The following is a 24,903-nucleotide window of genomic DNA, read 5'->3' as shown; positions in this document are numbered from 1 at the left end:
CCGATATTAGTTGAAACACATGAGTTGGCGTCAAGCGGTGGCAAAGCCGGAGAAGCCGGGCCCGAACGGCCCCCGGCCGGGGTCCCGGAGTGCCCAGCCCGGCCGCCGAGCAGCCGCCGCCCGGCCGCCGTCCGGCCCCCGGGCGGACCGGGGCCGGACGGCGCCTCACCTCGGTTGTTCCGGACCGAGCCCCGGGTCCGGTGGCGGGGATCAGAGGTCGGAGGGGGCCACGGGTCCGGGCGCCACGGCGGCCCGCACACCCGTACCCGTACCGGCCCCGGGCCGGGTGCCGCCCGGTGCGCCCGGGCCGCGCCGGCGGGCCACCGCCGCCGCGATCGCCAGGTAGGGCACCGCGGACAGCGCGAACAGGGTGGCGTGCGAGCTGTGGCCGGAGGCCGCGCCGTACGCGGTGTACACCAGCAGGGTGGCCAGGCTGGTGCCGAGGCCGCCCAGTGAGGTCACGGTGGCCCGGCTCGGGCCGGTGACCGCCTCCTGGAGCCGGGCGTCGGTGACGACGTCGGCCGCCTGGAACACCGCGAAGGCCAGCCCCAGCAGCACGGATCCGCCGGGGATCCCCCACAGCGCGCCCGCCGCGAGCGCCCCGGACGCCACCGCCACCGCGGCGCCCGACGCGCGGCCGGACAGCCGGCCGGCCGTACCGGCCAGCAGGCCGCCGGCCGTCACGCCGGCCCACACCAGCAGGGAGAGCAGCGGGACCTCGGCGGTGGTGGCGCCGGCCTCGGCGGCCAGCAGCGGCACGTACTCGTCCAGCGCGCCCCAGACGCTGGTGACCGCCACCGCCAGCAGCAGGGCGTTGCGCACCGCGGAGCTCCGGCGGACCTCGGCAAGGCCGTCCCGCAGGGTGCGGAGGTAGCCGCGTGAGGAGCCGGCGAGGCCCGGAGCAGGGTGCTCCGGGGGCCGGTCGGCCGGGGCGTCCTCGGCCGGAGCCCCGTCGGCGGGAGCCCGGCCCACCGCCCCCTGCCGGTGCTCGGGGAACCTGGTGGCGGCGAAGGCGCAGAGCAGGCAGGCGGCCACACTGGCCGCGCCCAGGGCGGGGTAGCCGGCCAGCGCGAAGACGGGAGCGGCGAGCCCGGAGGCGGTCACGGTGGCGGCCGTGCCGACCGCGCCGGCCCGGCCCATCAGGCGCGGATAGCGGGAGCCGGCGCCGTGGCGCGCCAGCTCCTCGTAGACGAGCGCCTCCAGCGCGCCGGAGCGCAGCGCGCCGCCCGCCCCCCACAGGACGAAGCCGGCGGCGAACGCCGGGAAGGACGGCAGGGTGACCCAGAGGCCGAAGCCGGCCGCCGACAGCAGCGGGCCGGTGACCAGCAGCAACCGCCGGGAGACCAGGTCCGCCCAGACCCCGGACGGTACTTCGAGCAGCACGCCGGTCAGTGACCAGATGCCGAACAGGACGGAGATCTCGGCGGTGCTCAGGCCGTGCTCGGCGAACAGCAGCGCGTACACGGGGTACAGCAGGACGAAGTCCTCGAACCCGGAGTAGCACAGCAGGGCGCGTTCGAGCCGGCGCACCTCGCGGACGGGCCGGACGGGCCGGTCGGTCCGTGGGAACGGGCGGACGGAGGGGAAGGACATGGAGGATCCTCTGCGGAGGGGACGGGCGGGCGGCGGTCGCACCTCGCACCCGGCGGCCCTCGGCAGCCTCTTCCCCCCGGATCTTCGGCGGGGGATCCGGCAGGGGATCAATGTCGTCGTCGGCTCATGGCACCCAGTCTACGAACGGGCCGCCCCCGGCTCACCGGCTTTTCCCGGCGCAGCCCGGCGATCCGGGAGCGCCCGGCCCGCACTCACCCTCCCGCCCTCCGCCCTCCGCCCGCCCTCCTCTCTCCCCCCTCCTGCCTGAGCCCGGGCCGCCGGCGATCTCGGCGGCCGCGCCACGTCCCGCGCGGGAGCCCGTGCACGGCTCGGGTCAGCACGGTGATCTCCTCGTCGCGCCCGGGTAACGCCGAATCCGTCGGCCCGCTCACCCCCTCTCCGGCCTTCTCCCGGGCCTCCTCGGCAAACTGGTGATCTTCCCAACCGGTGCCGCGAGGGCCGCTCCGGTGGCCGGGGGAGGGTGTGGGGACGTTCGGCCCGTCGTCGGCGCGACGTTGCCGCACCCGGTGCCGGCGGCTCCTGCCCCGGTCGGCGCATCGAGCGGACCGGGGAGGGGGATTGACGCCCCCTCGGAATCCGTCGGCCAGGGTTGTCGCCACCCGCGGCTAGGGTGGCCCCGGCACTGGCGGAGAAGGGGCGTGGCGGTGACGGCAGGGGAAGAAGGCTTCGATCGCGCGGCCGAACCGTTCCGGACGGAGCTGCTGGCGTACTGCTACCGGATGCTCGGCTCGGCCCACGACGCCGAGGACCTGGTCCAGGACACCTACCTGAGGGCGTGGCGGGCGAGGGAGCGGTACGACGCCACGCGCAGTTCCCTGCGCACCTGGCTCTACCGGATCGCGACGAACGTCTGCCTGACCGCCCTGGAGGCCCGCGGCCGCCGGCCGCTGCCGTCGGGGCTGGTGGCCGCGTCGGACCCGCTCGCCCCGTTCGTCCCTGGGGAGCAGGCCGCCTGGCTCCAGCCCCTGCCCGACTCGCTGCTGGACGCGGGCGATCCCGCGGGGGTGGTGATCGACCGCAGCAGCCTGCGGCTGGCGTTCGCCGCCGCCCTGCAGCACCTGTCGGCGCGTCAGCGCGGAGCGCTGGTCCTGCGGGACGTGCTCGGCTTCTCCGCCGCCGAGGCGGCGGACATCCTCGGCACGACCGTCGTCTCGGTGAACAGTTCGCTGCAACGGGCGCGTGCCCGGCTGAAGGAGGCAGGGGTCCGGCCGGACCGTCTCGGCGAGCCCTCCGCGGCCGAGCAGCGGGCCTGGGTCGACCGCTACATGAGGGCGTTCGAGCAGGCCGACGTCGAGGGTCTCAAGCGGCTGCTCACCGAGGACGTGGTGATGGAGATGCCGCCGATGCTCAACTGGTTCAGCGGCCGCGACAACTACGGCGTGTTCATGGGCTGGGTCTTCGGGCGGCTCGGACCGGACTGGCGCCTGCTGGCGGTCGCGGCCAACGGCCAGCCCGGCTTCGCCGCCTACCGGCGCTCCGACGGCGGGTACCGGTTGCACACCCTCCAGGTCTTCACCGTCACCGCCGAGGGGATCAGCCGGAACTCGGTGTTCCAGGGGGCGGAGGTGTTCGCGGCCTTCGGTCTGGCGGCCGACCTCGACGAGGAGGGTCCACCCACCCCCGGGGGCCCTCTGCGACCGCCTGCGGACGGGTGAGCGGCGGGTCGCGGCCGGGCCCACGCGTGGGATCGCCGGCGGCCCGGTGGCCTCCGTCCGGCACGCCGGGAATCTCCCGGCCGCGGGCGCGATGAGTTCCCGCCCGGCCGCCGGTATGTACGGGTGAGTTCGCCGGAACACCCCGGCGGACCGCTCGTGAGGGAGAATCCGATGTCAGACCGTCGAGCGGCCGACGAGGCCGCGATCGAGGCCGTGCTGGCCGACAGCTACCGGGCGTGGGCCGCCGGTGACGCCGACGCCATGGTCGCCGACTACACCGAGGACGCGACCGCCGTCATGACCGGCTCGCTCCGCGACGGCCGGGACGTGATCCGCCGGAGCATGGCCCTGGGCTTCGAGGGACCGCTCAAGGGCAGTTCGACCCGGAACAGGCGGCTCGGCATCCGCTTCCTGGGAGAAGACGGTGCGATCGTGGTCAGCGAATCCGGCATCCTGTTCGCCGGCGAGAGCGAGGTGCCGGACCCGCGCAAGGTCAACGCGACCTGGGTGTTCGAGCGGCGGGACGGCCGGTGGCTGATCGCCGCCTACCACAACAGCCCGGTGCTGGCGCCCGGGAACTGAGCCCGGCCCCGTTCCGCCCGCCTGTCCCCTGCTCCGCCCGCCCGTTCCCCGTTCCGCCCGCCTGCCCCGGGGGCCCACCGGCCCCCGGGTGCGGGGTGATCAGCCGAACTGGCCCGGCCGGTAGTCGCCGGCGGGCTGCCGGATGATGACGTTCATCCGGTTGTAGGCGTTGATCAGGGCGATCAGGGACACCAGCGCGGCGAGCTGGTCCTCGTCGTGGTACTTGGCGGCGTTCGCCCAGGCCTCGTCGGTGACCCCGCCGGCGGCGTCGGCGATCCGGGTGCCCTGCTCGGTCAGCTCCAGGGCGGCCCGCTCGGCGTCGGTGAAGACCCGGGCCTCGCGCCAGGCCGCGACCAGGTTGAGCCGCACCGAGGTCTCCCCGGCGTGGGCGGCGTCCTTGGTGTGCATGTCGGTGCAGAAGCCGCAGCCGTTGATCTGGCTGGCGCGGATCTTCACCAGCTCCTGCGTCGCGGCCGGCAGCGTCGAGTCCGAGACGACCTTGCCCGCCGAGTTGATGTATTTCGCGAACTTGGCCGCGCCGCTGTTGCCGTAGAGGTCGAGTCGGGCTTCCATGGCGTTCTCCCTGCCGTGTCGGTGGTTTCACAGCAATGACGGATCGGCCGGGCGGGATGTGACAGCAGGCCGCGCCAGGGCGATGTGACCTGCGTCACCCTTCCGTGCCTCCCGTTGTCGCCGCCGCCCGCCGCCCTCAGGGCCCCGCGTTGCCGGCGGGCAACCGGGCGCGGAGGAGGGCGCCGTCCGGGCAGGCCGCGACCTCCAGGGTGCCGTGGTGGAGGGCGGCGATGTGCCGGGCGATGGCGAGGCCAAGGCCTGCGCCGCCGCTGTCCCGGGTCCGGGCCTCGTCCAGCCGGGTGAAGCGTTCGAAGACCCGGGCCCGGTCCTCCGGCGGGATGCCGGGCCCGTCGTCCCGGACCTCCAGGACGGCCTCGCGGCGCCGGTGGTCGAAGCCCAGGCCGACCGACACGGTCGCTGCCGCGTACCGCTCGGCGTTGTCGAGCAGATTGCCCAGCACACGGGTGAGCAGCGCCCGGTGGCCGTCGACCAGGACGGGCCCGGGAGCGGTCCGGACGGTGAGGGTGAGGTGGGCCGGCGGGCGGCGGCGGGCCGCCTCCTCCCGCACCAGGTCGCCGAGGTCCACCGGCGCGGCCGGCCGCCGGGAGGTGTCCTCGGCGTCCAGCCGGGCGAGCAGCAGCAGGTCGGTGACCAGGTGCTGCAGGCGCTCGGTGTCGCCCAGCGCACCGCGGACGACCTCGGGCCAGTCGGCCAGGTCCGGCCGGGCCAGTGCGATCTCCAGTTCGGCGCGGAGCGCCGCCAGCGGGCTGCGCAGTTCGTGCGAGGCGTCGGCGACGAAACGCCGCTGCTGCTCCACCGCGGACTGCAGCCGGTCGAGGGTGGCGTTCATGGTGCGGGCGAGCCGGGCGACTTCGTCGCGCGTCCCGGGGACGGGGACCCGGTGGCCGAGATCGTGCGCAGTGAGCTCGGCGAACCGGCGGCGGATGCCCTCCACCGGGCTCAGCACCCGGCCGGCCACGGCCCAGGTGAGGGCGGTCACCAGGGCGGTGACCAGGGCCGTGCCGGCGGTCGTCGCCAGCAGTACGGTGTTCAGCAGGTACTGCTCGTGCTGCAGCCGACTGGCCACCTGCAGGACGAGGGTGCTCCCGTCCGGGCGGCCGACCGTCAGGGTTCTCTGGATCACCGGCCGGGCCCGGGCGGGATCGGTCCACGGCCACAGCGAGAGGTCCCCGAGGTCAGGGTCGGTGTCGTCGCCCGCCGGCCCTGGGCCGGTCGTGGTGTGCAGCCGGGCTTCGAGCCTGGGGTTGTCCGTCAGCTCGTCGGCGAGCCGGCGCAGGTTCTGCTCCGGGTCGTCCGCGCCGTCCGGCCGTTCCCCCGCGACGGTCGCCGACAGGTACTCGGCGGAGTTCTGCAGCAACAGCGGGCGCAGCGCGTTGGCGGCGCCCACGACCCCGAGGGCGAGCGGAAGGGCGACCGCCAGCGTGGTGAGCAGGGTGACCCGGACCCGGATCGAAGCCGGTCGCCGCCAGGGCGGCAGCGCCCGTCGCGCCGAGCGCCGGACCGTCCGCCGGGTCATGCGCCGGCCTGATCGCCGGCCCGATCGGCCGCCAGCCGGTACCCGGCGCCCCGGACGGTCCGGATGGTCCGCAGTCCGTAGGGGGCGTCGATCTTCCGCCGCAGGGCGCTGACGTACACCTCGACGATGTTCACGTCCCCGTCGAACGCGTCGTCCCAGACGTGCTCGATCACCTCGCTCTTGGCGACCACCTCCCCGTGCCGGTGGGCGAGGTACTCCAGGACGGCGAACTCCCTTGTGGTCAGGGCGATCAGAGCCTCGCCCCGGCGGCAGCGGCGGCGGGCCGGGTCGATCTCCAGGGACCCGACCCGCAGGACGGCCGGGCGCTCGCGCCGGCCACGGCGGATCAGCGCCCGCAGGCGGGCGACCAGCGCGATGTAGGAGAACGGCTTGGTGACGTAGTCGTCGGCGCCGGTGTCCAGCCCTTCCGCCTCGTCGTGCTCCCCGTCCTTGGCGGTGAGCATCAGGACCGGGGTCCACACGCCGGCCTCGCGCAGCCGGGCGCAGATCCGGTAGCCGTTGAGGCCGGGGAGCATCACGTCCAGCACGATCACGTCGTAGTCGTTGACCAGTGCCTGGGCCAGGCCCTGCTGACCGTCGTGCGCCAGGTCGACCGCGAAGCCCTCGCCGACCAGCCCCCGGCGCAGCAGCTCGGCCAGCCGCCGGTCGTCCTCAACCACCAGAATCCGCATGTCCATCAGGGTGCCGCACCGCGCCTGAGAGGAACCTGAAGATTCGTCAGGAGGCTTCAGGCCCGGTTCAGCGGCGCGCTGCCAGCATCCTCGGTGTCGGCAGCACCCGGCGGGCGCCTCCCCGTAGCAGAAGGGGCGCCCGCCGCGGGATCCGGCACCGGACAGGCCGGCCACCGGGCCGGCCGGACTGCGGAAGGACACCGGACATGAACAGGAAGATCGGCGCGACCGTCGCCACCGTCGCCCTCGGCCTCGGCGGGGTCGTGCTTGCCTCGACCCCGGCCTCGGCGGTCCCCACCTGCGCGGTCGTCAACCACGGCACGTACGGCGGCGGGGACCCGTGGGTCGACGTCAACAACCGCTGCACCTCGACGATCAGGGTGAAGGTCATCTTCAACTGGGGACGGGACTCCGCCTGCACCTCCATCCCCTTCGGCACCACCCACCGCTTCAACGGGGACAGCACCTTCGCCAGCTACGAGGACGTCGTGAACTGCTGACCAGGGTGCCGATCGACCGCGCAGGCGGGTAGGGCCGGAGGGCGGGGCGCCGGGGGAGGAGGGGAGGCACGGTGTCCCGCTCCTGCCCCGGTGCCCGAGGGCGGGCGCCCGGTCCGGCGGAGCGGCTGCCTACGGCCGCTCGAAGGCCTGCAGCACGCCGCCGACCGAGAAGCTCAGGGCGCCGGCGAGGGTCGCCCAGTTGGAGATGCCGGCGTCGACCAGGCTCCCGGTGGCGGGCCGGGTGAAGGCGGCGATCGCCGAGACCATGAAGAGCACCGACCCGAACTGGTTCACCGCGACCACCCACCAGCCCAGGCTGCGGGAGCGCCAGCAGGGCCACGACCGGTGGCAGATCTCCACGAACCCGAGATGCCCGGACACCAGGAACAGCACGCAGCCGATCACGTCGGGGGCCCAGATCCGCCGGTCGGCCTGCTGGGCGGTGAGGCCCTGGTGGAAGGAGTCCAGCAGGTTGACGGCGAACACGAGCGTTCCGGCGAACAGCGCGACGGTGCTCAGCCAGTCCACCCGCATCGGCTCGTACCCCCACCACCGCCAGCGGGGGGTGACCAGGTCGCGCCCCGCCCCGGTGTGGCGGGGCGCGTTCAGCACCTGCAGCAGGGAGACGTAGCCGCCGGTGTTGAAGAACAGGCCCCCGGCGAAGTAGACCGAGGCGCTCACGGTCGGATCGCCCGAGCCGAACTGGGCCACGGCGGCGCCGAGCGCGAAGAGTGCCCCGCCGATCACGAACGCGCCGGAGGCGACGTTGTTGAGCCGCCGCAGCCGGGCGAGCGTCACCGCGTCGGCCGTCGCGGGCGTGCCGGCGGCGTCCCCCGCGGCCCGGACCGACAGCGCTCCGCGCCGGCGTGCGAGCCGCGACTCCCAGACCACCGTCTCGCCTGCCGGGAGGTGCCAGGTGACACGGGTGGTGAACGGTCCTGCGCCTTCGGCGCGCTGCTCGGGCTCGGGCTCTCCCACGGCCCGAGCGTAGCGCCGCAGTCGGTGCCCGCCCGGCAGTGAAACGTGCCTCTCCCCCGGTGGCGGGCGTGGCCCGGCGCTCCCGCCGGCGCCGGGCCGGGCCCGGGTGGTGGCCCCGCCGGCCACAACGATCATGGGCCGGTCCTGGAGTGTTCCCAGCACTTCCGGCCGGGGCGCGGCCGAGCCGGATGCGGTCGTCGGCGGCCCGGCGCCGCCGCGCGCGGGCCCGGTCCGCGCTCAGCCGGACAGCGGCCCGGGCCGCTCCCCGCCGCCGGACCCGTACGCCTGGCGGAGGTGGTCGAGGTACCGCTCGGGTGCCGGGAAGGCCCGGTCCTGCGCGCCGGGCCGGTGCAGTTCGAGCCGCCCGTCGGTGTGCAGGCGCAGCGTGGTGGTCGCCGCGCGAGGCGCCCCGGCGGGCTCCCCGCCGGCCGGTGCGAGCGGCCCGGCCGGCAGGACCGGGGTGGCGGGCGCGAACATCGCGACGGCCTCGGCCGGCCCGGCGGCCGGCGGTCGGCCGGTGCGGTTGGCACTGCTCACGTACAGGACGGGGAAGCCGTCGAGGACGGGCCGCAGGGGCTCCCAGCGCGCGCCGAACAGCAGGGTCCAGCCGTCCCGGCTCGCCGGTGACAGCCAGTCGGGCCGGTGGGCGTCCGGTCGCAGCGGTAGCAGCAGGGTCACCCGTTCCTCGGCCAGCAGCCGGCCGGCCAGGGCGGTCAGGCCCGGGTCGAGGTCGAGGGCGCCGTCCAGGGCCGCGAGGGTGGCGGGGTGATGGGCCCACAGTGCGACGGCCTGCCCGGCGGGGCGCCCCTTCGCGGTGTTGACCGCCTGCGGGACGGTCGCGGCGACGACGTAGGTCAGCGGCGCGGGATTGGGCAGCACCACCGCGGCCCCGTTCCGCAGGGTGCGTCGGGCGCCTTCCGGGTCGACGGTTCCGAACCCGGGGCCGGCACCTGTGCCGGGGTCGGGGTCGGTGCGGGGGGCAGGGTCGGTGTCGGGGCCGGGGTTCACCGGGCGTCCCCCGTGGTCGCGGCGCGCAGGCCGTCGAGGTAGCCGGCGAACAGGCCCCGGTCGACGACCGCCCGGCCCGACCGGTACGCCTGCTGCTTCACCCAGCCCGTCGCGGCCCGTGCCTGGGCGCGGTCCAGACCGTGCCCGAGGCGGGCCGCCACCGCCGTCACCACCCGGGCGCTGGCCAGCTGGGTGAGCACCACGTCCGGCTCGGTCCCCAGCAACTCCGCGGGGTCGTAAGGCTGGAAGAGCTGCGGGTGGACGAACGGCGTACCGGTGGAGATGGTGCCGACGCCGCTCCCCACGATCGGTGTGGTCACGCTCAGCGGCACTCCTGTCTCCCGGGAGACCATCCGCGCGATGCGGGGCAGCGCGGTCAGGTCCGGGGCCGTCCACCAGGGGTCGCTCTGCTCGCCCAGCAGCACCCGGGTGTGCTCGGCCCGGTGCGCGAGGAGGAAGAGCAGCTGCTCGGTCGCGACCAGGCCGCTGCGCTCGGCGAGGCCCAGCCAGGAGCTGGAGAGCACCCGTGCCCCGGCCCGGACGGCCTCCAGGGTGTTGGCCAGCCCCAGGCCCAGGTCGTTGTGCGCGTGGGAGGCCAGGACCACCCCGTCCCCGGCGCCGGCCCGTACCCGGGCGAACATCTCACCTGCCGCCGTGGGCAGTTGGCCGCCGACGGTGTCCGCCAGGATCACGGCCCCCGCGCCGGCCGCGGTCGCCTCGGCGGCGTACGCGGCCATCAGTCCGTGGTCCGCGCGGGAGGCGTCGGCCAGGCAGAGATCCACCGCCACCAGGTCGTCCAGCCCCCGGGCCTCCTTGACGAGCGCGACCCCGGCCGCCAGGGCCTCGCGGGCGGTCCGGTGGGTCATCACCGCCGCCATCGCCTCCGAGGCCGGCACCACGACCATCACCCGCGCGTGCGCGCTGCCCCGCACCGAGGCCACCGCCTGCCGTACGTCCGCCGCGGTCCCCCGGCACACCGCGGCGACGCTCACCGCGCCCTCGGCCTCCGCCGCGACCTGCCGGACCGCCTCGAACTCCTCGGCGCACACGGCCGGGAAGCCGGCCGCGAACACCACGTGCCGCGGTCCGTCGGCTCCGAACATCCGCCCCTGTTCGACGGCCAGGCGCACCCGGAAGTCCGCGGACATCAGGGTCTTGGCCTGCGCTCCGTCCCGCGCGGACTCCTCCCAGAGCACCACCCGGCCCGCCGCCGCGGACTCCCGTACCAGGTCCTCGCGCACCACTGACTCCGATCCCGCCGCGGCCCTCGGGGACGGCCCAGGCGTCGACGCCCTCCGCCGATGGAGTGCGGACCCGCCGAACTCTAGGCGACCGGCGACCCAGGTATTGACGTTCCGTCAGTGACGGGTGTATGGAGCGCGGCGGGTCGTGTCACGGACCGCCTCGGAGCCGCCGTGGGCGGCGTCCGCGGTGCCCACCGGCTCCGGCCGGGCCAGGAGGATCGCCGTCGAGGGCACGCCGGGCAGCACGCCGGACATGGGGCCGCCGATGCGTCAGGTGCCTGGTTTTCGCGGCGTTCTCGGTTCGGACGGCGTCAGGTCGATCGGGAGTCACCTCGGCGGCGAGGCCGACCCGGTAGCGTCGAGGGGGGCCTCTTCCGGTGTCTCCCTGACAGGCGCGGCCGGGAGAGGCCCGGCAACGCGATCGGCCGACCCGCCCGGATGCGGTCGTCGGCGTTCGTGACGCTGTCGGGTCGTCGGTGGTCCACGTCCCCGTTCGCGCTCGACGGGGGGCCGGCCCCGGGCGGGCCGGGTCTCCGGGTGTTCAGCCGCGGCCGAACAGCTTGCGGAGGCTGAATCCGCCGGTCTTCGCGCTCTTCTCGCAGGTGCAGCGGTCGGCCGCGGACACTCCGGCCAGGACCTGGTCCACGTGCATGCCGCAGCCGGCGTAGGTGATCTTCTTGCAGGTGTGGCACGTGGTGCGTCGGCACATGGTCCGTTCCCTCTCCGCGGTGTTCGATGGATGTCCTCCACGATACCCCACCGGGTATCCGAACAGCCGGATCCTCCGTCCGTCCCGTCCGTCCCGTCCGTCCGCGATCCGGGGGCGCCCCGGCCCGCTACCGCGGCCCCGGCCTCCGCCGCCTGCGCCGGCGGACCGCCGACGCGGCCACCCCGAGCAGGGTGAGGGCCCCGGTGGCCGCCAGCACGAGCAGGTAGTTCCGCAGGTAGGGGAGGGGCAGCAGGGTGAAGTTGCCGTGGTCGGTGCCCGCCCGCAGGACGGCGGGCAGGCCGACGGCGGTGACCGCGGCGGCCACGATCAGCCAGGTCCGCAGGGCGGTGCCCCGGGCGAAGCGGGCGCCGGCCAGACAGACCAGCGGGACCCAGAGCCCGTCGTGCAGGAGCAGCCCGCCGACGGCCCACACCAGGACGTCCGCCGGGTCGGTGATGTAGTGGTCGTTCAGCAGTCCGTACAGCCCGTACGCCATCAGGGCGATGCCGGCGAGGGCGGTGCCGAGCCTCAGGAAGCGTGCCATCAGAGGGCCTCCAGCCGCGTGACCCACTTGGTCTGGAGCACACCGGGGCGGTCGGGCGCGATGATCCGCGCGGGGTAGCCGTGGTCGGGCATCAGCGTCTCGCCGTTGACCCGCAGCGCGAGCAGGGTGAGCGGGTCGTGGGCGTGGGCGGCGGGCATCTCCGTCACCCGGTACGGCCCGTCGGCCTCCAGCGAGGTCACCCGCAGCCGGGCGGACCCGGGCGCCCCGGCCCGGGCGAGCAGGTCCGCGACGCGTACCCCGCCCCAGCGGGCGGACGCGCTCCAGCCCTCGACGCAGGCGATCGGCAGCTCGGCCTCGTACTGCGGCAGGGCGAGCAACTGGTCCATGGTCAGCTCGTACGGGTGCGGGCCGTCCACGGTCAGCCGCCAGTCGGCGGGGGCGGTGGCGGTGCCGGCCTGGGCGGCGGTGCGGTTGACCGGCAGTCCCTGCGGGCCGATGTCGGGCCGGCGCGGGGCGAGCAGGGTGAGGCCGCGCAGCCAGGGCACGGTCTGCCCGGCGGTGGTCAGGGTGACGACGGTCACCGAGGCGGTCACCGCGCCCAGGAACGCCCGGCGCTGCGCGAGGCCGGGGCCGCGCCGCCGCCAGTGCCGGGTGATCAGCGGGGCCTTGACGGCGATGTGCAGCAGCAGCCCGCCCACGGCCAGCCAGCCGAGCCAGAAGTGGGTCTGGCGGAACGGGAACGGCCAGGGGTACCACTGCAGGGTGTTCAGCAGCCCGGTGAACAGCTCCAGCAGCATCGAACCCACCAGGACGGCGATCCCGAGCCGCTCCAGGGCGTGCGCCGCACTCCGCGCGGGAGGCCACTCGAAGAGCCGCGGGTAGACCGTCCACAGCTTGGCGCCGAGCAGCGGGACGGCTGCGAGGCCGCTGATCACGTGCAGCCCCTGGGTGACCCGGTACCCGTCCACCGGCCGGGTGGGCAGGTGGTCGCGCAGCCAGGTCGGCGGCTCCTGCAGCAGGTGGCTGAGCAGGCCGGTGAGGAAGCAGGTGAGCAGGGCGGCGCCGAGCCAGCGGCCGATCACCACGGCGGTGCGCGGTTCGTGCAGGGCGGAGCCGAAGGCGCCCTCGCGCAGGGGGCCGCGGCGGAGCACCTCCGGCGGGGTCGGCAGCGGGAGGTCGTACGGCCGGCGGTGCGGCACGGGGTGTTCTTCGTCCACCCCGCCATCAGAACCGCTCGGAGGCCCGCACAGGCGCTTCGACCTGCTTACGAAAGTCCTACGGGCGCCGGCGGGCGGTGGCCGCACCGGCGGCGCGGGCACCGCCCGGCGGGTCAGGTCCGGGGGCGCGGGGTGAGTTCGGCCATGGCGTTCCAGCCCTGCCCGGGCACCTCGACGTTGATGATCTCCGGGGTGCGGGCGATCGCGCCGGCCAGCGTCTCCATGGCCGCCGCGAAGTGCGCCGTACCGACGTGCGCCGCCCCGGCGGTCTGGTCCGCGAAGGCCTCCAGCAGGACGAACCGGTCGGGGTCGTCGACGCTCCTGGACCACTCGAAGAAGAGGTTCCCGGGCTCCGCGCGGGTGGCCCTGGTGAACTCGTCCACCAGGGCGAGCCACTCGTCGCCGCGTCCGGGGAGGGTGGTGAACCTGACCGCGATGAAGATCAATGGGTACCTGGCCTCGCTGGGTGGCCGCGCTGCCGGTCGGCGGCGGCCCGTCCCGGTCATCCTGCTTGCCGCCGGACCCGGCCGGGGCCCGCCGCTCCCGGCCGGGGCCGGTCACGTCATCCGGACGGCCGCCTTACGGAAGTCGTACGGACGCCCGCCGGTCCGCGGGGACGGGCCGTCGCGGTGACAGGCTGACGGCATGCCCGACACCCCGCCCGTCCGCCGCCGTGCCGCGACCGCGGCGTGCTGCCTCGCCCTCGCCGCGCTGGCCGTGTCCACGGCGCTGACCGTGACCGGCGGCGGGACGCTCGGCCACCGCGGGCCGCTGTACGCCTGGTACCCGGTGGACGCGCTGCTGTTCGCCCTGGCCGTGGCCCTGCTGCGCCGGGTGCCCGCCCGGCGGGCCGGCCGGCTGGTGCTCGCCGGCAGCGTGCTGGTCGCCGCCGCCGCGCTGCTCGCCCCGCCCAGGAGCAGCGACGACGCGTACCGGTACGTGTGGGACGGCCAGGTCCAGCAGGCCGGCCTCTCGCCCTACGCGTACGCCCCGGACGATCCGGCGCTGGCCGGGCTGCGGGCCCGGGCGCCGGGCCTCTTCCCGCCGGGTGACGGCTGCGACGGCTGGGACGAGCGTCGCGCCGCCGCCGGGTTCTGCAGCCGGCTCAACCGTCCGAACGTGCCCACGATCTACCCGCCGGTCGCCGAGCTCTGGTTCGCCGGCCTGCACCGGGTGGCCGGCGGGTGGGGCGTACGGGCGGCGCAGGCGGGCGGCGCGCTGCTCGCGGTCGCCACCACCGGCGTGCTGCTGACGGCGCTGCGCCGGCGGCCGGGAGCACCCGGGCGCGCCCTGTGGCGGGCCGCGCTCTGGGGCTGGTGCCCGGGGGTCGCGGTCTGGGCGGTGAACGACGCCCACGTGGACGCGCTCGGTGCCCTGCTGATGGTCGGCGGGCTGGTCCTGGCCGGCCGGGGGCGCGCCGGCGCGGGCGGGGCGCTGCTCGGGGCGGCCACCGCCACCAAGCTGCTGCCGGCGCTCGCCCTGCCCGGCGCGATGTCCGGCCTGCTGGCCCGCCGCCCCCGCCCCCGGGACGCGGTGCTGCCGCTCGCCGCGCTGGGGGCCCTCGCCCTCGGGTACCTGCCGTACGTGCTCGCCTCCGGTGCCGGGGTGCTCGGCTACCTGCCCGGGTACCTGCGGGAGGAGGGCTACGACCAGGACCGGATCGACCGTTTCGGCCTGCTCCGGCTGCTGCTCCCGGACGGCCTGGCGCCGTACGGCGCGGCGCTGGTGCTGCTCGCCCTGGTGCTGCACGTGCTGCGCCGGGGCGACCCGGAGCGGCCCTGGCGCGGCGCGCTGCTGGTCACCGGCGGCGCGCTGCTCACCGTCACGCCGGGCTACCCCTGGTACGGGCTGCTGGTGGTCGCGCTGGTGGGGCTGGACGGCCGGTGGGAGTGGCTGGCGGTGCCGGCCGCCGGCCAGCTGGTCTACCTGCTGGGCGGCGGGGCCCAGCAAGCGGCGTACGCGGCCGCCCTGGCGGTGGTGCTCGCCGGCGTGGCCGTCCGGCGGCTCCGGCCGCGGCCCGGGGCAGGTGCCCCGGCGGGTGTTCCGGAGGGTCTTCCGGCTGGTGCCCCGGCGGCTGTTCCCGCCGATGCCCCGCCGGGTGCGCCGGCAGGTCCTTCGGCGACGAACGGGCGCGGCGGGCGGCGGGCCGGGACGCCCCGGCCGGGTCGTTGACGGGGCGCCCGGCGGTGGCCCGCGCCGGCCGGCCGGGAACCGGCCGCCCTCCCGAAACCGTCCCTCTCGGTGAAAAGGGTTCAGTGGGACCGGCCCTGACCACTACTCTTTACTGTCTCTTTGAGAAGTCGGAGCAGGCCCGGAGGGTGTCAGGCACCGGGCTCCGGAGGGAGTACTGGTGTCCGATTCGATCGAGGCCGAGCTGTCCGCGCAGCCGGTCCGCGTGCCACCGCCGAGACGGGCGCCGCGCCCGCCGGCGCTGCGCCCGCGCGCCCTGCACGACCTGAGGGGCGGGCGGGGCGCCGCCGCACTCCACTACCCGTCGCAGGACCTGCTGGTGGTCTCCGGGCTGCCGGGCAGCGGGAAGAGCACGCTGCTGCGGCGGTCCGTCCGGGCCCGGGTGATCGACTCCCAGCAGGTGCGCGAGGAGTACGCGGCCCGGCTGCCGGGCTGGCTGCCGTACGCGCTCTACCGGCCGTTCGTCCGCCTGTCGCACTACCGGCGGCTGCGGCGGGCGCTGCTGGCGGGCGGTCCGCTGGCGGTGCACGACTGCGGGGCGGTGCCGTGGGTGCGGCACTGGATGGCCCGGACGGCGGCCCGGCAGGGGCGGCGGCTGCACCTGGTGCTGCTGGACGCGAGCAGCGCGGAGGCGAGGGAGGGCCAGCTGACCCGCGGTCAGACCGTCTCGGCGTCCGCCTTCGCCCGGCACTGCCGGGCGGCGGCGCGGCTGCGCACCCGTCTGGCGGGTACCGGCGAACCGCCGGCGGAGTGCGCCTCGGTGGTGGTGCTGGACCGGGCGGCGGCCCGCCGGCTGGGCGAGATCGCCTTCGTCGCGGCCTAGCCGGCCGGGGGCGCGCGACGTGGTGGGAAGGGGGCGTACGGGTGGCAGTGGGCATGCGTACGGTTCGGGCGGGGAAGGGATGGCCAATCAACTTTCGGACAGGGTAGCGATGTTGCCGGGCGGTAAATTCTCCGCTTCGACCAGCTCCGATCGGGTGAACTTCCGGAGTTTGCCCGATTTGTCGTCAGGAATTGCACGACCTGTTACCACCTGACGCGTACACGCCCTTCCTGCGTAGCCTCGGCTCGGCGGCTCCCCACCGCCATCCCCCCACTTCTCCACAGGAGAGCAGATGCGTCGTTCTGCCCACGTCCACACGCGTGTCCCCCGCAGACTCCTCAGCGCCGCCGCCCTCGTCGCCACCCTCGCCCTCACCCAGTTCGCCGCGCCCTCGCCCGTCACCGCCGCCTCGGCCCCCACGGCCGCGGGCCGGTGCGTCGGGGAGGACGGCCAGGACTCCGCCGCCCGCCGCGCCGCCGGCAGCCAGGCGCACGAGCCCAACGCCGTCACCGACGCCCAGGCCGGCGCGATGGACGCCGACCTCAACGCCAAGGTCAAGCAACTGGGCAAGTCCGCCCAGGGCAGTGCCCTGCTCTCACCGGCGATCGCGGCCACCTCCATCCCGGTGTACGTGCACGTCATCCACTCCGGCACGACCGGCAAGCTGACCGCCTCGGACATCAGCAAGCAGCTCTCCGTGCTCAACGCGGCCTACGGCGGCCAGGGCTCCGGCAACACCGCGACGCCGTTCACCTTCACCCTGGCCGGCACCGACTACACCGACAAGGCCGCCTGGTACAACGGCATCTCGCCCGGTTCCTCGGCGGAGAAGGCCATGAAGACCGCCCTGCGCAAGGGCGGCGCGGGCACCCTCAACCTGTACACCGCCAGCCTGGGCCAGAGCCTGCTCGGCTGGGCGACCTTCCCGAGCTCGTACAGCTCGAACCCGAAGGACGACGGCGTCGTCATCCTCGACACCTCGCTGCCCGGCGGCTCGTCGGCCAACTACAACGAGGGCGACACCGCCACCCACGAGGTCGGCCACTGGCTCGGCCTGTACCACACCTTCCAGGGCGGCTGCAGCGGCAACGGCGACTACGTCTCCGACACCCCCGCCGAGAAGAGCGCCGCCTACCAGTGCCCGACCGGCCGGGACACCTGCACCGCCACGGGCCTCGACCCGATCAAGAACTTCATGGACTACACCTACGACTCCTGCATGACCCAGTTCACCGCGGGACAGGTCACCCGGATGACCAACGCCTGGGCCGCCTACCGGGCCTGACGTCCCCGACGGAACTGACGGGTGCGCGGGCGGCCGGCCCGCGTCCCCGTCAGTTCCGGACCCCCGGCGGAGTGCCCGGCAGCCGGGTCAGTGCCAGGAAGTGCCGGCCGAGGACGCTCCAGCGCTCCGTCTCCACCAGGCCGGCGCCGGCCGCGCGGCCGGCGGTCGCCGCGGCGCCGAGCCGTGCCCAGCGGAACGGCGGGCCCCGATGGCCGGCCGCGTTCTCGATCCGGACGGTCAGCCGCTCGTCCACCTCCCGCGGCTCCACCTCCACGAACAGCCGGCCGCCGGGCCGCAGCAACTGGGCGATCCGGCCCAGCAGGGCCGACGGGTCACCGCCGATGCCGAGATTGCCGTCCGCCAGCAGGGCCGACCCCCAGCGACCCTCGGCGGGGAGTCGTTCGAACACCGAACGGCAGAGCGCCGGCCCGCCGAGCCGCCGGGTGCGGGCCACCGCCGCGACCGTCAGGTCGACCCCGAGCGCGGGCAGTCCGAGGGCCAGCAGCCCGGCCACCAGCCGCCCGGGGCCGCAGCCGATGTCCAGCGCCGGCCGGCCGAGCCCCGCACAGCGCTCCAGCAGGGTGCGGTCGGCCGCGTCCGGCGGGGCGCACCAGCGCTCCACGTCCAGGTGGTGCCGCCGGCCGTCCGCGCCACGGAGCCAGAGCGGGCCGCGGCCGGTGCGGATCGCCTCGCTGAACGGGTCGTCGATCCAGGGGCGGGCCTCCGCCGGAGCGCCGGTGCCGGGCGTCATCCGGTGGCCCCGGCCGCACCGGTGACCGCCTCGACGGCCCGCCAGCGGGCCGCGAACGCGCCGCCGGGCGCGAGCGCCGCCACCTCGGCGGCGTCCCGGGCGGTGTCCACATCGGTCAGCACCGGCAGCCGGCGGACGGTCAGACCGGCCTGCGCCAGCCGCTCCAGCAGCACCTCGCCGGTCCGCGGGGTCGACATCGGCACCCCGAGCAGCAGCCGACGGGCCAGCCCGGGGGAGGGCCGGGCCAGCCCCAGCGCCCAGAAACCGCCGTCCTGGGCCGGGCCGTACCAGGCGTCGGCCCCCGCCCGGGCGGCCGGCGACAGCTGAGCGGCCAGGACGGCGGCGTTCAGCTGCGGGGTGTCCATCCCGACCAGCAGCGCCGGGGCCCCCGCCGGGGCCAGCGCGAAGGCGGCGGCCAGCCGGACGTCCAGGTCGCCCGGTACCTGCGGGGCCACCTCCCAGCCGGACGGCAGCCACCGGCCCGGCTCGCCGTCCAGCACCAGCAGCCGCCGGCCGGCCGGCACCGAGCCGAGCACCCGCAGGGTGTCGGTCAACGCGGCCTCGGCCAGCGAGGCGGCCTGCTCGGGCGTGCACGGCGGGGTCAGCCTGGTCTTCACCCGGCCCGGGACGGGCGCCTTGGCGATCACCAGCAGGGTGGGCGCCGGCGCCGCCAGGACGGCCCGCATGTCCTGGACGGCCTGCCGGGTGCCGCGCAGGGTGCCGGTCACCTTGGAGCGGCCGGCGCGGGGGCGGTAGGCGACGTCCCGCTCGGCGATCCGCATCCCGGCGGCCGAGGCGGCCAGCACCATCTCCAGCGGGTAGCCCGAGCGGCGGTCGCCCAGGCCCAGGGCGAGCAGCCGCTCCCGGCGGGCGGCCCGCATCGGGCCCAGGTCGTGCAGCGGGGCGCCGGTGTGCGCGCGCAGCCGCCGGGCGAGCACCCGGTTGGCCAGCCGGGCGTGCAGCGGCCAGGCCCCCGGGGTGGTCGGCCGCCGCCGGCCGAGCACCAGGTCGGCCGATCCGTCGGCCACCGGTTCGACCACCCGGTGCAGCTGGGCCGGGTCGAGGGAGCCGTCGCAGTCCATGAAACAGACCGTCCCGGCGGTGGCGGCCAGCAGACCGGCGTGGCAGGCGGCGCCGAAACCGCGCCGCGGCTCGTGCACCACCAGGGCGCCGAGCGACCGGGCCAGCTCGGCCGACCCGTCCGTCGAACCGTTGTCCACGACGATCGCGCGCCAGCCGTCCGGGATCCGTGCGAGCACCCACGGCAGGGCCCCGGCCTCGTCCAGACAGGGCAGCACCACGTCGACGGGCGGGGGAGGGGGAGTGGTAGTCACCCGGGTCACGCTACCCAGCACAACCATGACAAAAGCCGCATCGCCACCTTACGGAAGTCGTACGGGCCGCCCCGACCGGCGCGGCCGCCGCTCCCGGCTTCCTATCCTCGGAGGCGTGACCACTCCCCAGCCGGCCCGGGCCCAAGCCCCCGCGGCCCAGCCTCCGCCGGCCCAGCCTCCCCGGGCCGAAGCGCCGCCGCCCGGCGCCGTCCGGGCCGAACCCTCCCCGGCCCCCGCCCCGGCCGGCCGCATCCTCGTCGTCGACGACGACCCCACCGTCGCCGAGGTGGTCACCGGCTACCTGCTCCGGGCCGGGTACCGGGTCGATCGCGCCGCCGACGGCCACGAGGCCCTGGCCCGCGCCGCCGCCACCCGCCCCGACCTGGTCGTCCTCGACCTGATGCTGCCCGGCCTGGACGGACTGGAGGTCTGCCGCCGGCTGCGGGCGGGCGAGGGCGGCGACCGGCTGCCGGTGGTGATGCTCACCGCCAAGGGCGAGGAGTCCGACCGCATCCTCGGACTGGAACTCGGCGCGGACGACTACGTCACCAAGCCCTTCAGCCCGCGCGAACTGGTCCTGCGGGTGCAGTCCGTGCTGCGCCGCTCGGCGGCCGCGGGGCCGGCCGCCGCCCGGCCCGCCCAGCCGTCCCGGCTCACCGCCGGCGACCTCACCCTCGACCCGGCGGCCCGCCGGGCCTTCCGGGCCGGCCGCGAACTGGCTCTCACCCTGCGCGAGTTCGACCTGCTGGCCTTCCTGCTCCGCCACCCGGGAGCCGCCTTCGGCCGCGAGGAGCTGATGCAGCGCGTCTGGGGCTGGGAGTTCGGCGACCTGTCCACCGTCACCGTGCACGTCCGGCGCCTGCGCGAGAAGGTCGAGGACGACCCGGCCGCGCCCGCCCTGATCACCACCGTCTGGGGCGTCGGCTACCGCTTCGACCCCGCCGGGAAAGGCCCCGCCCTGTGAAGGACCTGCTGCTCATCGCCGCCTTCGCCGCCGTCGGCGCGGGCGCCTCCGGCCTGCTGGGCTGGCCCGCCGTCCGGCTGCTGCGGAGCCGGTCGGTCGCGCTCTCGCTGTTCAGCGTCGCCGTGGTCACCGTCCTCGCGATGACCAGCGGGACGCTGGTCGTCGCCCAGGCGATGTTCCTCTCGCACCACGACCTGGGGGTGGTGATAACGGTGCTCTGCATGGGGGCCGTGGTCTCGCTCGCCACCGCCGCGCTGCTCGGCCGCCAGGTGGTCGCGGGCAGCCGGGCGCTGGCCCTGGCCGCCCGGACGGTCGGCAGCGACGCGGGCTTCACGGCGCCGGACGGGCCGCTCGGTTCGGAGCTGGCCGCGCTGAGTGCCGAGCTGTCCGCCACCAGCGCCCGGCTGGCGGAGTCCCGCCGCCGCGAGCAGACCCTGGAGTCCTCCCGGCGCGAGCTGATCGCCTGGATCTCGCACGACCTGCGCACCCCGCTGGCCGGGCTGCGGGCGATGGCGGAGGCCCTGGAGGACGGCGTCGCCGAGGACCCGCGCCGCTACCACGCCCAGATCCGCACCGAGGTGGACCGGCTCACCGGCATGGTGGACGACCTCTTCGAGCTGTCCCGGATCCAGGCCGGCGCGCTGACCCTCTCGCTGTCCCGGGTTTCGGTGTACGACCTGGTCGGGGACGCCATCGCGGGCGCCCACCCGCTGGCCCGCCAGCGCGGGGTGCGGCTGCTGGGCGACAGCGTGGAGCCGGCGCCGGTCGAGGTGGACGGCCGGGAGATCACCCGGGTGCTCGGCAACCTGCTGGTCAACGCGATCCGCTCGACCCCCGCCGACGGCGTGGTGGCCGTCGCCGCCCGCCAGGAACGGGGGGAGGTGGTGCTCTCGGTGACCGACGGCTGCGGCGGCATCCCCGAGCCGGACCTGGCGCGGGTGTTCGAGACCGGCTGGCGCGGCGTCAGCGCCCGCACCCCGCGGGTGCCCGCCGAGATGGGGGCGGACGCCGCGCACGGCGACGCCCGGCACGGGGACAGCGGGGCCGGCCTCGGGCTGGCCATCGTCCGCGGGATCGTCGAGGCGCACGCCGGCCGGGCCAGCGTGCACAACGTCACCGGCGGCTGCTGCTTCGAGATCGCGCTGCCGGCGGCCGCCGTCCTGCGCTGAACCCGGCCGCCGCCGTGCCCCCGGCCCGGGGCGCCGGGTCACCCTTGGAGGAGGGGCGCCGAGCGGGCCCGGCGGCGGGTCAGCACGTGCGTCGTGCCGCCGTCCTCCTCGGTGAGGTCCCGGACGCGCTCGAAGCCGATCCGGCCCAGCAGCGCCAGCGAGGCGAGGTTGGGCGCGGCCACGGTGGCGTGCACCTCGGCCAGCCCGAGGGTGCCGAAGCCGTGCGCCACCACGGCCTCGGCCAGCTCCGTGCCCAGGCCCGATCCCCAGGCCTCCGGGGCCAGCGCGTAGATGATCTCGTGGCCCCCGACCGCCTCGGACGGCTTGATCTCGGCGTGCCCGACGAACCGGCCGTCCCGGCGTACGGCCCAGACCTCGAACAGCTCCCGGGCGTAGACCTTGGTGAAGATCCGCCCGAACAGGGCCCGGATCTCCTCCTCCGGGTACGGGCCGTCACCCATCCACCGCGACACCCGGGCGTCCAGGAAGAGTGCGACGAACACCTCCTCGTCCTCGGGGACGTACGGGTCCAGCTGCAGGCGCTCGGTGCGCAGGGTCGGGATCACGGACAGCGACGCTACCCACGGCCCCCGCGCCGGGCAATCGACTTCCGGCGGCCCGCACCCGGGCGGGTGGGCCGGCCCCGTACCCGCCCGCCGCTCCGGTCAGCGCGGCTCCAGCCCCGCCAGCATCTCCGGCAGCTCCCCGCTGTGGATGACCCCGAGGCTCCTCGTCGCGCGGGTGAGGGCGACGTAGAGGTCGTTCACGCCGCGGTTGTGCGCCGCGAGGATCTCCGCGGGTTCCACCACCAGGACGGCGTCGAACTCCAGCCCCTTGGCCTGGGCGGCCGTCAGCAGGACGACGGGCGAGTCCAGCGCCTCCGGGTCGTCGAAGGCCGCGACGCCGTCCAGCCCGGCCAGCGCGCCGACCCGGTCCGCGGGCCAGGTCGGCGCGTGGATGATCGCCGTCCGGCCGCCGTCGAGCGCGGCGATCTCCCGCTCCACGGCGGAGCGCAGCGCCGGGACCGGGTCGTCCTCGGGGATCCGCAGGCTCCACGGCGGGATCCCGCCCTCGCGCACCGCGCCGGGGGCGCGGCGCGCCGGGTCGAGCGCCCGCAGCACGCCCTCGGTGACCCGCATGATCCCGGCCGGGGTGCGGTAGTTGACGGAGAGTTCCACCGTGCGCCAGCGGCCCGCCGTGTACTCGTCGAGCGCCTCGCCCCAGGAGTCCAGCCCGGCCGGCGCGCCGGTCTGCGCCAGGTCGCCGACGATCGTCATGGAACGGCCGGGGCAGCGGCGGGTCAGCATCCGCCAGTCCATCGGGGACAGCTCCTGCGCCTCGTCCACGATCACGTGCCCGTAGGCCCAGGTCCGGTCCTCGGCCGCGCGCTCGGCGAGCGGACGCAGCGACTGCTCGCCGCGGTACTGGCGGGCCAGCATCTCCGCGTCGATCTCGACCAGCCCCTCGCCGAAGTCCTCCAGGACGAGCTTGGCGAACTCCAGCTCCCTGGCCTCGGCGACGGCCGCGGCCCGGTCGGTGGTGGCGTTGCCGGGCAGCGGGCCGAGCAGTTCGGCTGCCTCGTCGAGCAGCGGGACGTCGGCGACGGTCCAGGGCCCGGCCGGCCCGCCGGGGGCCGCCCGTCCCCGGTCCGTCTCCTCCCGACCCGAAAGTTCCCGGCCCGTCTCCTCCCGGTCCGCCCGCTCGCGCAGCAGGGCGGCGCGCTCCGCCCCGGTGAAGTCCGGCATCGCCGCCGCCAGCAGCTCCGCTGAGCCGTACAGGGCCGTGAGCAGCTGCTCCGGGGTGAGCAGTGGCCACAGCCGGTCGGCCAGGGCCTGGACGTCGGGCTCGTCGACCAGCGCGTCGGCGAGGTCAGCCACGGCGTCCAGGTCCATCTCCCCGCCGCCCTCCCGGGCGATCCGCAGGGCCAGCTCCGAGGTGAGCCGCTCGACGAGCTCCGGCCGGGCCAGGTTGTGCGGTTCGCCGGTCCGGTGCGCGGCGGCGTGCGCCCGCAGGCACAGGGCCCGGCCCACCTCCAGCTCCTCCTGGCGGGACGAACGCCGGCCCACCGTGATGGTCCAGGACTCCTCGGGCAGTTGCCGCAGGCCCTCCAGTGCGGCGGCCAGCACCCCCACCATCCGGGCGTCGCCCTTCACGGCGGCCGCCTCCGGCGTGTCCGGGCCGGTGGCGGTCACACCGGGGTGGAGCACGCCGATGCTGCTGAGCACGACCTCGCTCTCGCCGAGCGCCGGGAGCACCTGGTCGATGTAGCGCAGGAAGGTCGTGTTCGGCCCGATGACCAGGACCCCGCGCTTGGCCAGCCGGTCCCGGTGGGTGTACAGCAGGTAGGCGGCCCGGTGCAGGGCCACCACGGTCTTGCCGGTGCCCGGGCCGCCCTGGACGACCAGCACGCCGCCCAGTTCGGAGCGGATCACCCGGTCCTGCTCGGCCTGGATGGTGGCGACGATGTCGCCCATCCGCCCCGTCCGGTCCGCCGTCAGCGAGGCCAGCAGGGCGCCCTCCCCGCTGAGTTCGGAGCCGGTCCGGCCCTCGGGGGCGTTCACGCCGAAGGCGTCGTCGTCGAAGTCGACGACCGTCCGGCCCTTGCTCCGCAGGTGCCGCCGCGCCGCCACCTCGCCCGGCGCGGCGGGCGTCGCCCGGTAGAACGGCTCCGCGGCCGGCGCCCGCCAGTCGGTGAGCAGCGGCTCGTGGTCGTCGTCCGCCAGGGCGATCCGGCCGATGTACTGCCGCTCGCCGTCGGCGTTCTCGATCCGGCCGAAGCAGAGCCCGTACTCGGCGGCGTGCAACTCCGAGAGCCGCCGGGTGTGGTGGAGCTCCAGCGTGTCGCGCTCCATCCGGGACTGGTACGTCCCGCCCTGGTCCTGGAGGTGGGTCTCGCGCAGCCGGGCGGCCGCCAGCGCGCGCTGCGCCTCCAGGCGGTCGTACAGCGCACCCACGTACGCGTTCTCCGCCCGCAGCTCCGCCGTCCGCCAGGCGTCGGCGGGCCGGGCGCCGGCCTCGCCGGGGTGCGTTCCGGGCCCGGTGCCGGGCTCGGCCGGTGCGGGGGACGCGGACGCGGACGAGGACGATGACGAAAGGACCAAAACGAACTCCATCGGATCAGGATTCTCAGTGTGGTCGGGGCAGCTGGGGCGGAGCCGCCACGACCGTTTCACAGCAACAGCAACAGCAACAGCAACAGCGACAGCAACAGCGACAAGGCCTGGGACGGGACCGGGCGGACGGCGTCGGCCCGTCCCCCTGTCCGGCCTGGTCCCGGCCCTAGGCGGACGATTCTGCGGCACCAAGGGGGCCTTGCCGCAAGGCCCCCCGTGCGCTATACATTGAGAGTGGAAAGGAGTGGGTTCACCTCCTTTTCCCCTCTCGCCCGGAACAGACGGACGTCCTCCCCGATCCACCCGCTGATCAGCGGCGCGCTGCCCTGCCCGGAGCCGACCTCAAGGCGCACCCACCTGGCCCCGGACCGCCCTGCCGCGGACGCACGGATCCGTCAACGGAGCGGGAGTTCCTCACCCTGGGCCCACGGGCCGTCAGATCCGGCCGCGCTCGGCCCGG

Annotated in this window: 23 protein-coding genes and 1 pseudogene; 8 read left to right on the top strand and 16 right to left on the bottom strand. The window is 75.8% G+C overall.

The features are described from left to right. Positions 1-210 precede the first annotated feature (210 nt). Complete coding sequence (locus tag J2S46_RS07070; protein ID WP_191290861.1) at positions 211-1,593, bottom strand: MFS transporter; 1,383 nt, start codon at positions 1,591-1,593, stop codon at positions 211-213. A gap of 665 nt (positions 1,594-2,258) precedes the next feature. Here J2S46_RS07070 and J2S46_RS07065 point away from each other — a divergent pair. Both J2S46_RS07065 and J2S46_RS07060 read left to right on the top strand, forming a co-directional pair. Then, positions 2,259-3,269 (top strand): sigma-70 family RNA polymerase sigma factor, encoded by a 1,011-nt coding sequence (locus tag J2S46_RS07065; protein ID WP_229912844.1) that lies wholly within the window; start codon positions 2,259-2,261, stop codon positions 3,267-3,269. A 171-nt stretch (positions 3,270-3,440) separates the two neighbouring features. Continuing rightward, positions 3,441-3,851, top strand: a complete 411-nt coding sequence (locus J2S46_RS07060; protein ID WP_191290863.1) for an SgcJ/EcaC family oxidoreductase — start codon at positions 3,441-3,443, stop codon at positions 3,849-3,851. 99 nt (positions 3,852-3,950) lie between these two features. Here J2S46_RS07060 and J2S46_RS07055 read toward each other — a convergent pair whose 3' ends face one another. From J2S46_RS07055 to J2S46_RS07045, 3 genes are all read right to left on the bottom strand, one after another. Further along, positions 3,951-4,424 (bottom strand): carboxymuconolactone decarboxylase family protein, encoded by a 474-nt coding sequence (locus J2S46_RS07055; RefSeq protein ID WP_191290864.1) that lies wholly within the window; start codon positions 4,422-4,424, stop codon positions 3,951-3,953. Between the two features lie 136 nt (positions 4,425-4,560). After that, the gene (locus J2S46_RS07050; RefSeq protein WP_191290865.1) at positions 4,561-5,961 is read right to left on the bottom strand and encodes a sensor histidine kinase; all 1,401 of its coding nucleotides are present in this window, start codon (positions 5,959-5,961) and stop codon (positions 4,561-4,563) included. Next, on the bottom strand, positions 5,958-6,653 hold the full coding sequence (locus tag J2S46_RS07045) for a response regulator transcription factor (protein WP_191290866.1): 696 nt from the start codon (positions 6,651-6,653) through the stop codon (positions 5,958-5,960). Before J2S46_RS07045 ends, J2S46_RS07050 begins: the two co-directional genes overlap by 4 nt. Before the next feature lie 206 nt (positions 6,654-6,859). Here J2S46_RS07045 and J2S46_RS07040 point away from each other — a divergent pair, with 206 nt between their 5' ends. Next, positions 6,860-7,153, top strand: coding sequence for an alpha-amylase inhibitor (locus J2S46_RS07040; protein WP_191290867.1), 294 nt, complete (start codon positions 6,860-6,862; stop codon positions 7,151-7,153). A 129-nt stretch (positions 7,154-7,282) separates the two neighbouring features. On the opposite strand, the gene J2S46_RS07035 is transcribed toward J2S46_RS07040, so the two are convergent. From J2S46_RS07035 to J2S46_RS07005, 7 genes are all read right to left on the bottom strand, one after another. After that, positions 7,283-8,131, bottom strand: a complete 849-nt coding sequence (locus J2S46_RS07035) for a hypothetical protein (protein ID WP_191290868.1) — start codon at positions 8,129-8,131, stop codon at positions 7,283-7,285. A 237-nt stretch (positions 8,132-8,368) separates the two neighbouring features. Further along, complete coding sequence (locus J2S46_RS07030; protein WP_191290869.1) at positions 8,369-9,139, bottom strand: hypothetical protein; 771 nt, start codon at positions 9,137-9,139, stop codon at positions 8,369-8,371. Beyond that, entirely contained in the window at positions 9,136-10,380 is a 1,245-nt protein-coding gene (locus J2S46_RS07025; RefSeq protein ID WP_268255696.1) for a hydroxymethylglutaryl-CoA lyase-like TIM-barrel protein, read from the bottom strand. The genes J2S46_RS07030 and J2S46_RS07025 overlap by 4 nt, the downstream gene beginning before the upstream one ends. 544 nt (positions 10,381-10,924) lie before the next feature. After that, a complete protein-coding gene (locus tag J2S46_RS07020) occupies positions 10,925-11,092 on the bottom strand; it encodes a DUF8730 family Cys-rich protein (RefSeq protein WP_191290870.1) in 168 nt (55 codons plus the stop codon). Positions 11,093-11,219: 127 nt separating this feature from the next. Further along, on the bottom strand, positions 11,220-11,636 hold the full coding sequence (locus tag J2S46_RS07015; protein ID WP_191290871.1) for a hypothetical protein: 417 nt from the start codon (positions 11,634-11,636) through the stop codon (positions 11,220-11,222). Beyond that, on the bottom strand, positions 11,636-12,730 hold the full coding sequence (locus tag J2S46_RS07010; RefSeq protein ID WP_191290916.1) for a molybdopterin-dependent oxidoreductase: 1,095 nt from the start codon (positions 12,728-12,730) through the stop codon (positions 11,636-11,638). The genes J2S46_RS07015 and J2S46_RS07010 overlap by 1 nt, the downstream gene beginning before the upstream one ends. 197 nt (positions 12,731-12,927) lie before the next feature. After that, on the bottom strand, positions 12,928-13,260 hold the full coding sequence (locus J2S46_RS07005) for a putative quinol monooxygenase (RefSeq protein ID WP_191290872.1): 333 nt from the start codon (positions 13,258-13,260) through the stop codon (positions 12,928-12,930). Between the two features lie 199 nt (positions 13,261-13,459). Here J2S46_RS07005 and J2S46_RS07000 point away from each other — a divergent pair, with 199 nt between their 5' ends. From J2S46_RS07000 to J2S46_RS06990, 3 genes are all read left to right on the top strand, one after another. Beyond that, positions 13,460-14,986, top strand: coding sequence for a glycosyltransferase 87 family protein (locus J2S46_RS07000; RefSeq protein ID WP_191290873.1), 1,527 nt, complete (start codon positions 13,460-13,462; stop codon positions 14,984-14,986). Between the two features lie 178 nt (positions 14,987-15,164). Continuing rightward, on the top strand, positions 15,165-15,827 hold the full coding sequence (locus J2S46_RS06995) for an AAA family ATPase (RefSeq protein ID WP_229912846.1): 663 nt from the start codon (positions 15,165-15,167) through the stop codon (positions 15,825-15,827). 292 nt (positions 15,828-16,119) lie between these two features. Next, positions 16,120-17,112 carry a zinc metalloprotease gene (locus tag J2S46_RS06990; protein ID WP_191290874.1) on the top strand — a complete coding sequence of 331 codons (993 nt, stop codon included), beginning with the start codon at positions 16,120-16,122 and terminating at the stop codon, positions 17,110-17,112. Positions 17,113-17,161: 49 nt separating this feature from the next. On the opposite strand, the gene J2S46_RS06985 is transcribed toward J2S46_RS06990, so the two are convergent. From J2S46_RS06985 to J2S46_RS06975, 3 genes and pseudogenes are all read right to left on the bottom strand, one after another. Further along, the gene (locus J2S46_RS06985; RefSeq protein WP_191290875.1) at positions 17,162-17,863 is read right to left on the bottom strand and encodes a methyltransferase domain-containing protein; all 702 of its coding nucleotides are present in this window, start codon (positions 17,861-17,863) and stop codon (positions 17,162-17,164) included. Continuing rightward, positions 17,860-18,549 (bottom strand): TIGR04282 family arsenosugar biosynthesis glycosyltransferase, encoded by a 690-nt coding sequence (locus J2S46_RS06980; protein ID WP_229912853.1) that lies wholly within the window; start codon positions 18,547-18,549, stop codon positions 17,860-17,862. The genes J2S46_RS06985 and J2S46_RS06980 overlap by 4 nt, the downstream gene beginning before the upstream one ends. Beyond that, positions 18,523-19,224: pseudogene (locus J2S46_RS06975) on the bottom strand (glycosyltransferase family 2 protein); the annotation flags it as partial. The pseudogene J2S46_RS06975 and the gene J2S46_RS06980, both read right to left, overlap by 27 nt. 88 nt (positions 19,225-19,312) lie before the next feature. Between J2S46_RS06975 and J2S46_RS06970 the strand changes: the two are divergent. Together J2S46_RS06970 and J2S46_RS06965 are read left to right on the top strand one after the other, a co-directional pair. Then, the gene (locus J2S46_RS06970; RefSeq protein WP_370882171.1) at positions 19,313-20,161 is read left to right on the top strand and encodes a response regulator transcription factor; all 849 of its coding nucleotides are present in this window, start codon (positions 19,313-19,315) and stop codon (positions 20,159-20,161) included. Continuing rightward, a complete protein-coding gene (locus J2S46_RS06965; RefSeq protein ID WP_191290877.1) occupies positions 20,158-21,330 on the top strand; it encodes a sensor histidine kinase in 1,173 nt (390 codons plus the stop codon). The genes J2S46_RS06970 and J2S46_RS06965 overlap by 4 nt, the downstream gene beginning before the upstream one ends. 38 nt (positions 21,331-21,368) lie before the next feature. Here the strand turns inward: J2S46_RS06965 and J2S46_RS06960 are convergent, their stop codons facing one another. Beyond that, the gene (locus tag J2S46_RS06960; RefSeq protein ID WP_191290878.1) at positions 21,369-21,896 is read right to left on the bottom strand and encodes a GNAT family N-acetyltransferase; all 528 of its coding nucleotides are present in this window, start codon (positions 21,894-21,896) and stop codon (positions 21,369-21,371) included. A gap of 99 nt (positions 21,897-21,995) precedes the next feature. Then, positions 21,996-24,443 (bottom strand): HelD family protein, encoded by a 2,448-nt coding sequence (locus tag J2S46_RS06955; protein ID WP_191290879.1) that lies wholly within the window; start codon positions 24,441-24,443, stop codon positions 21,996-21,998. Positions 24,444-24,903: the final 460 nt, after the last annotated feature.

Source organism: Kitasatospora herbaricolor, from assembly GCF_030813695.1.
Classification (GTDB): Bacteria; Actinomycetota; Actinomycetes; order Streptomycetales; family Streptomycetaceae; genus Kitasatospora; species Kitasatospora herbaricolor.
This window is presented reverse-complemented; position numbering and strand designations above follow the sequence as displayed.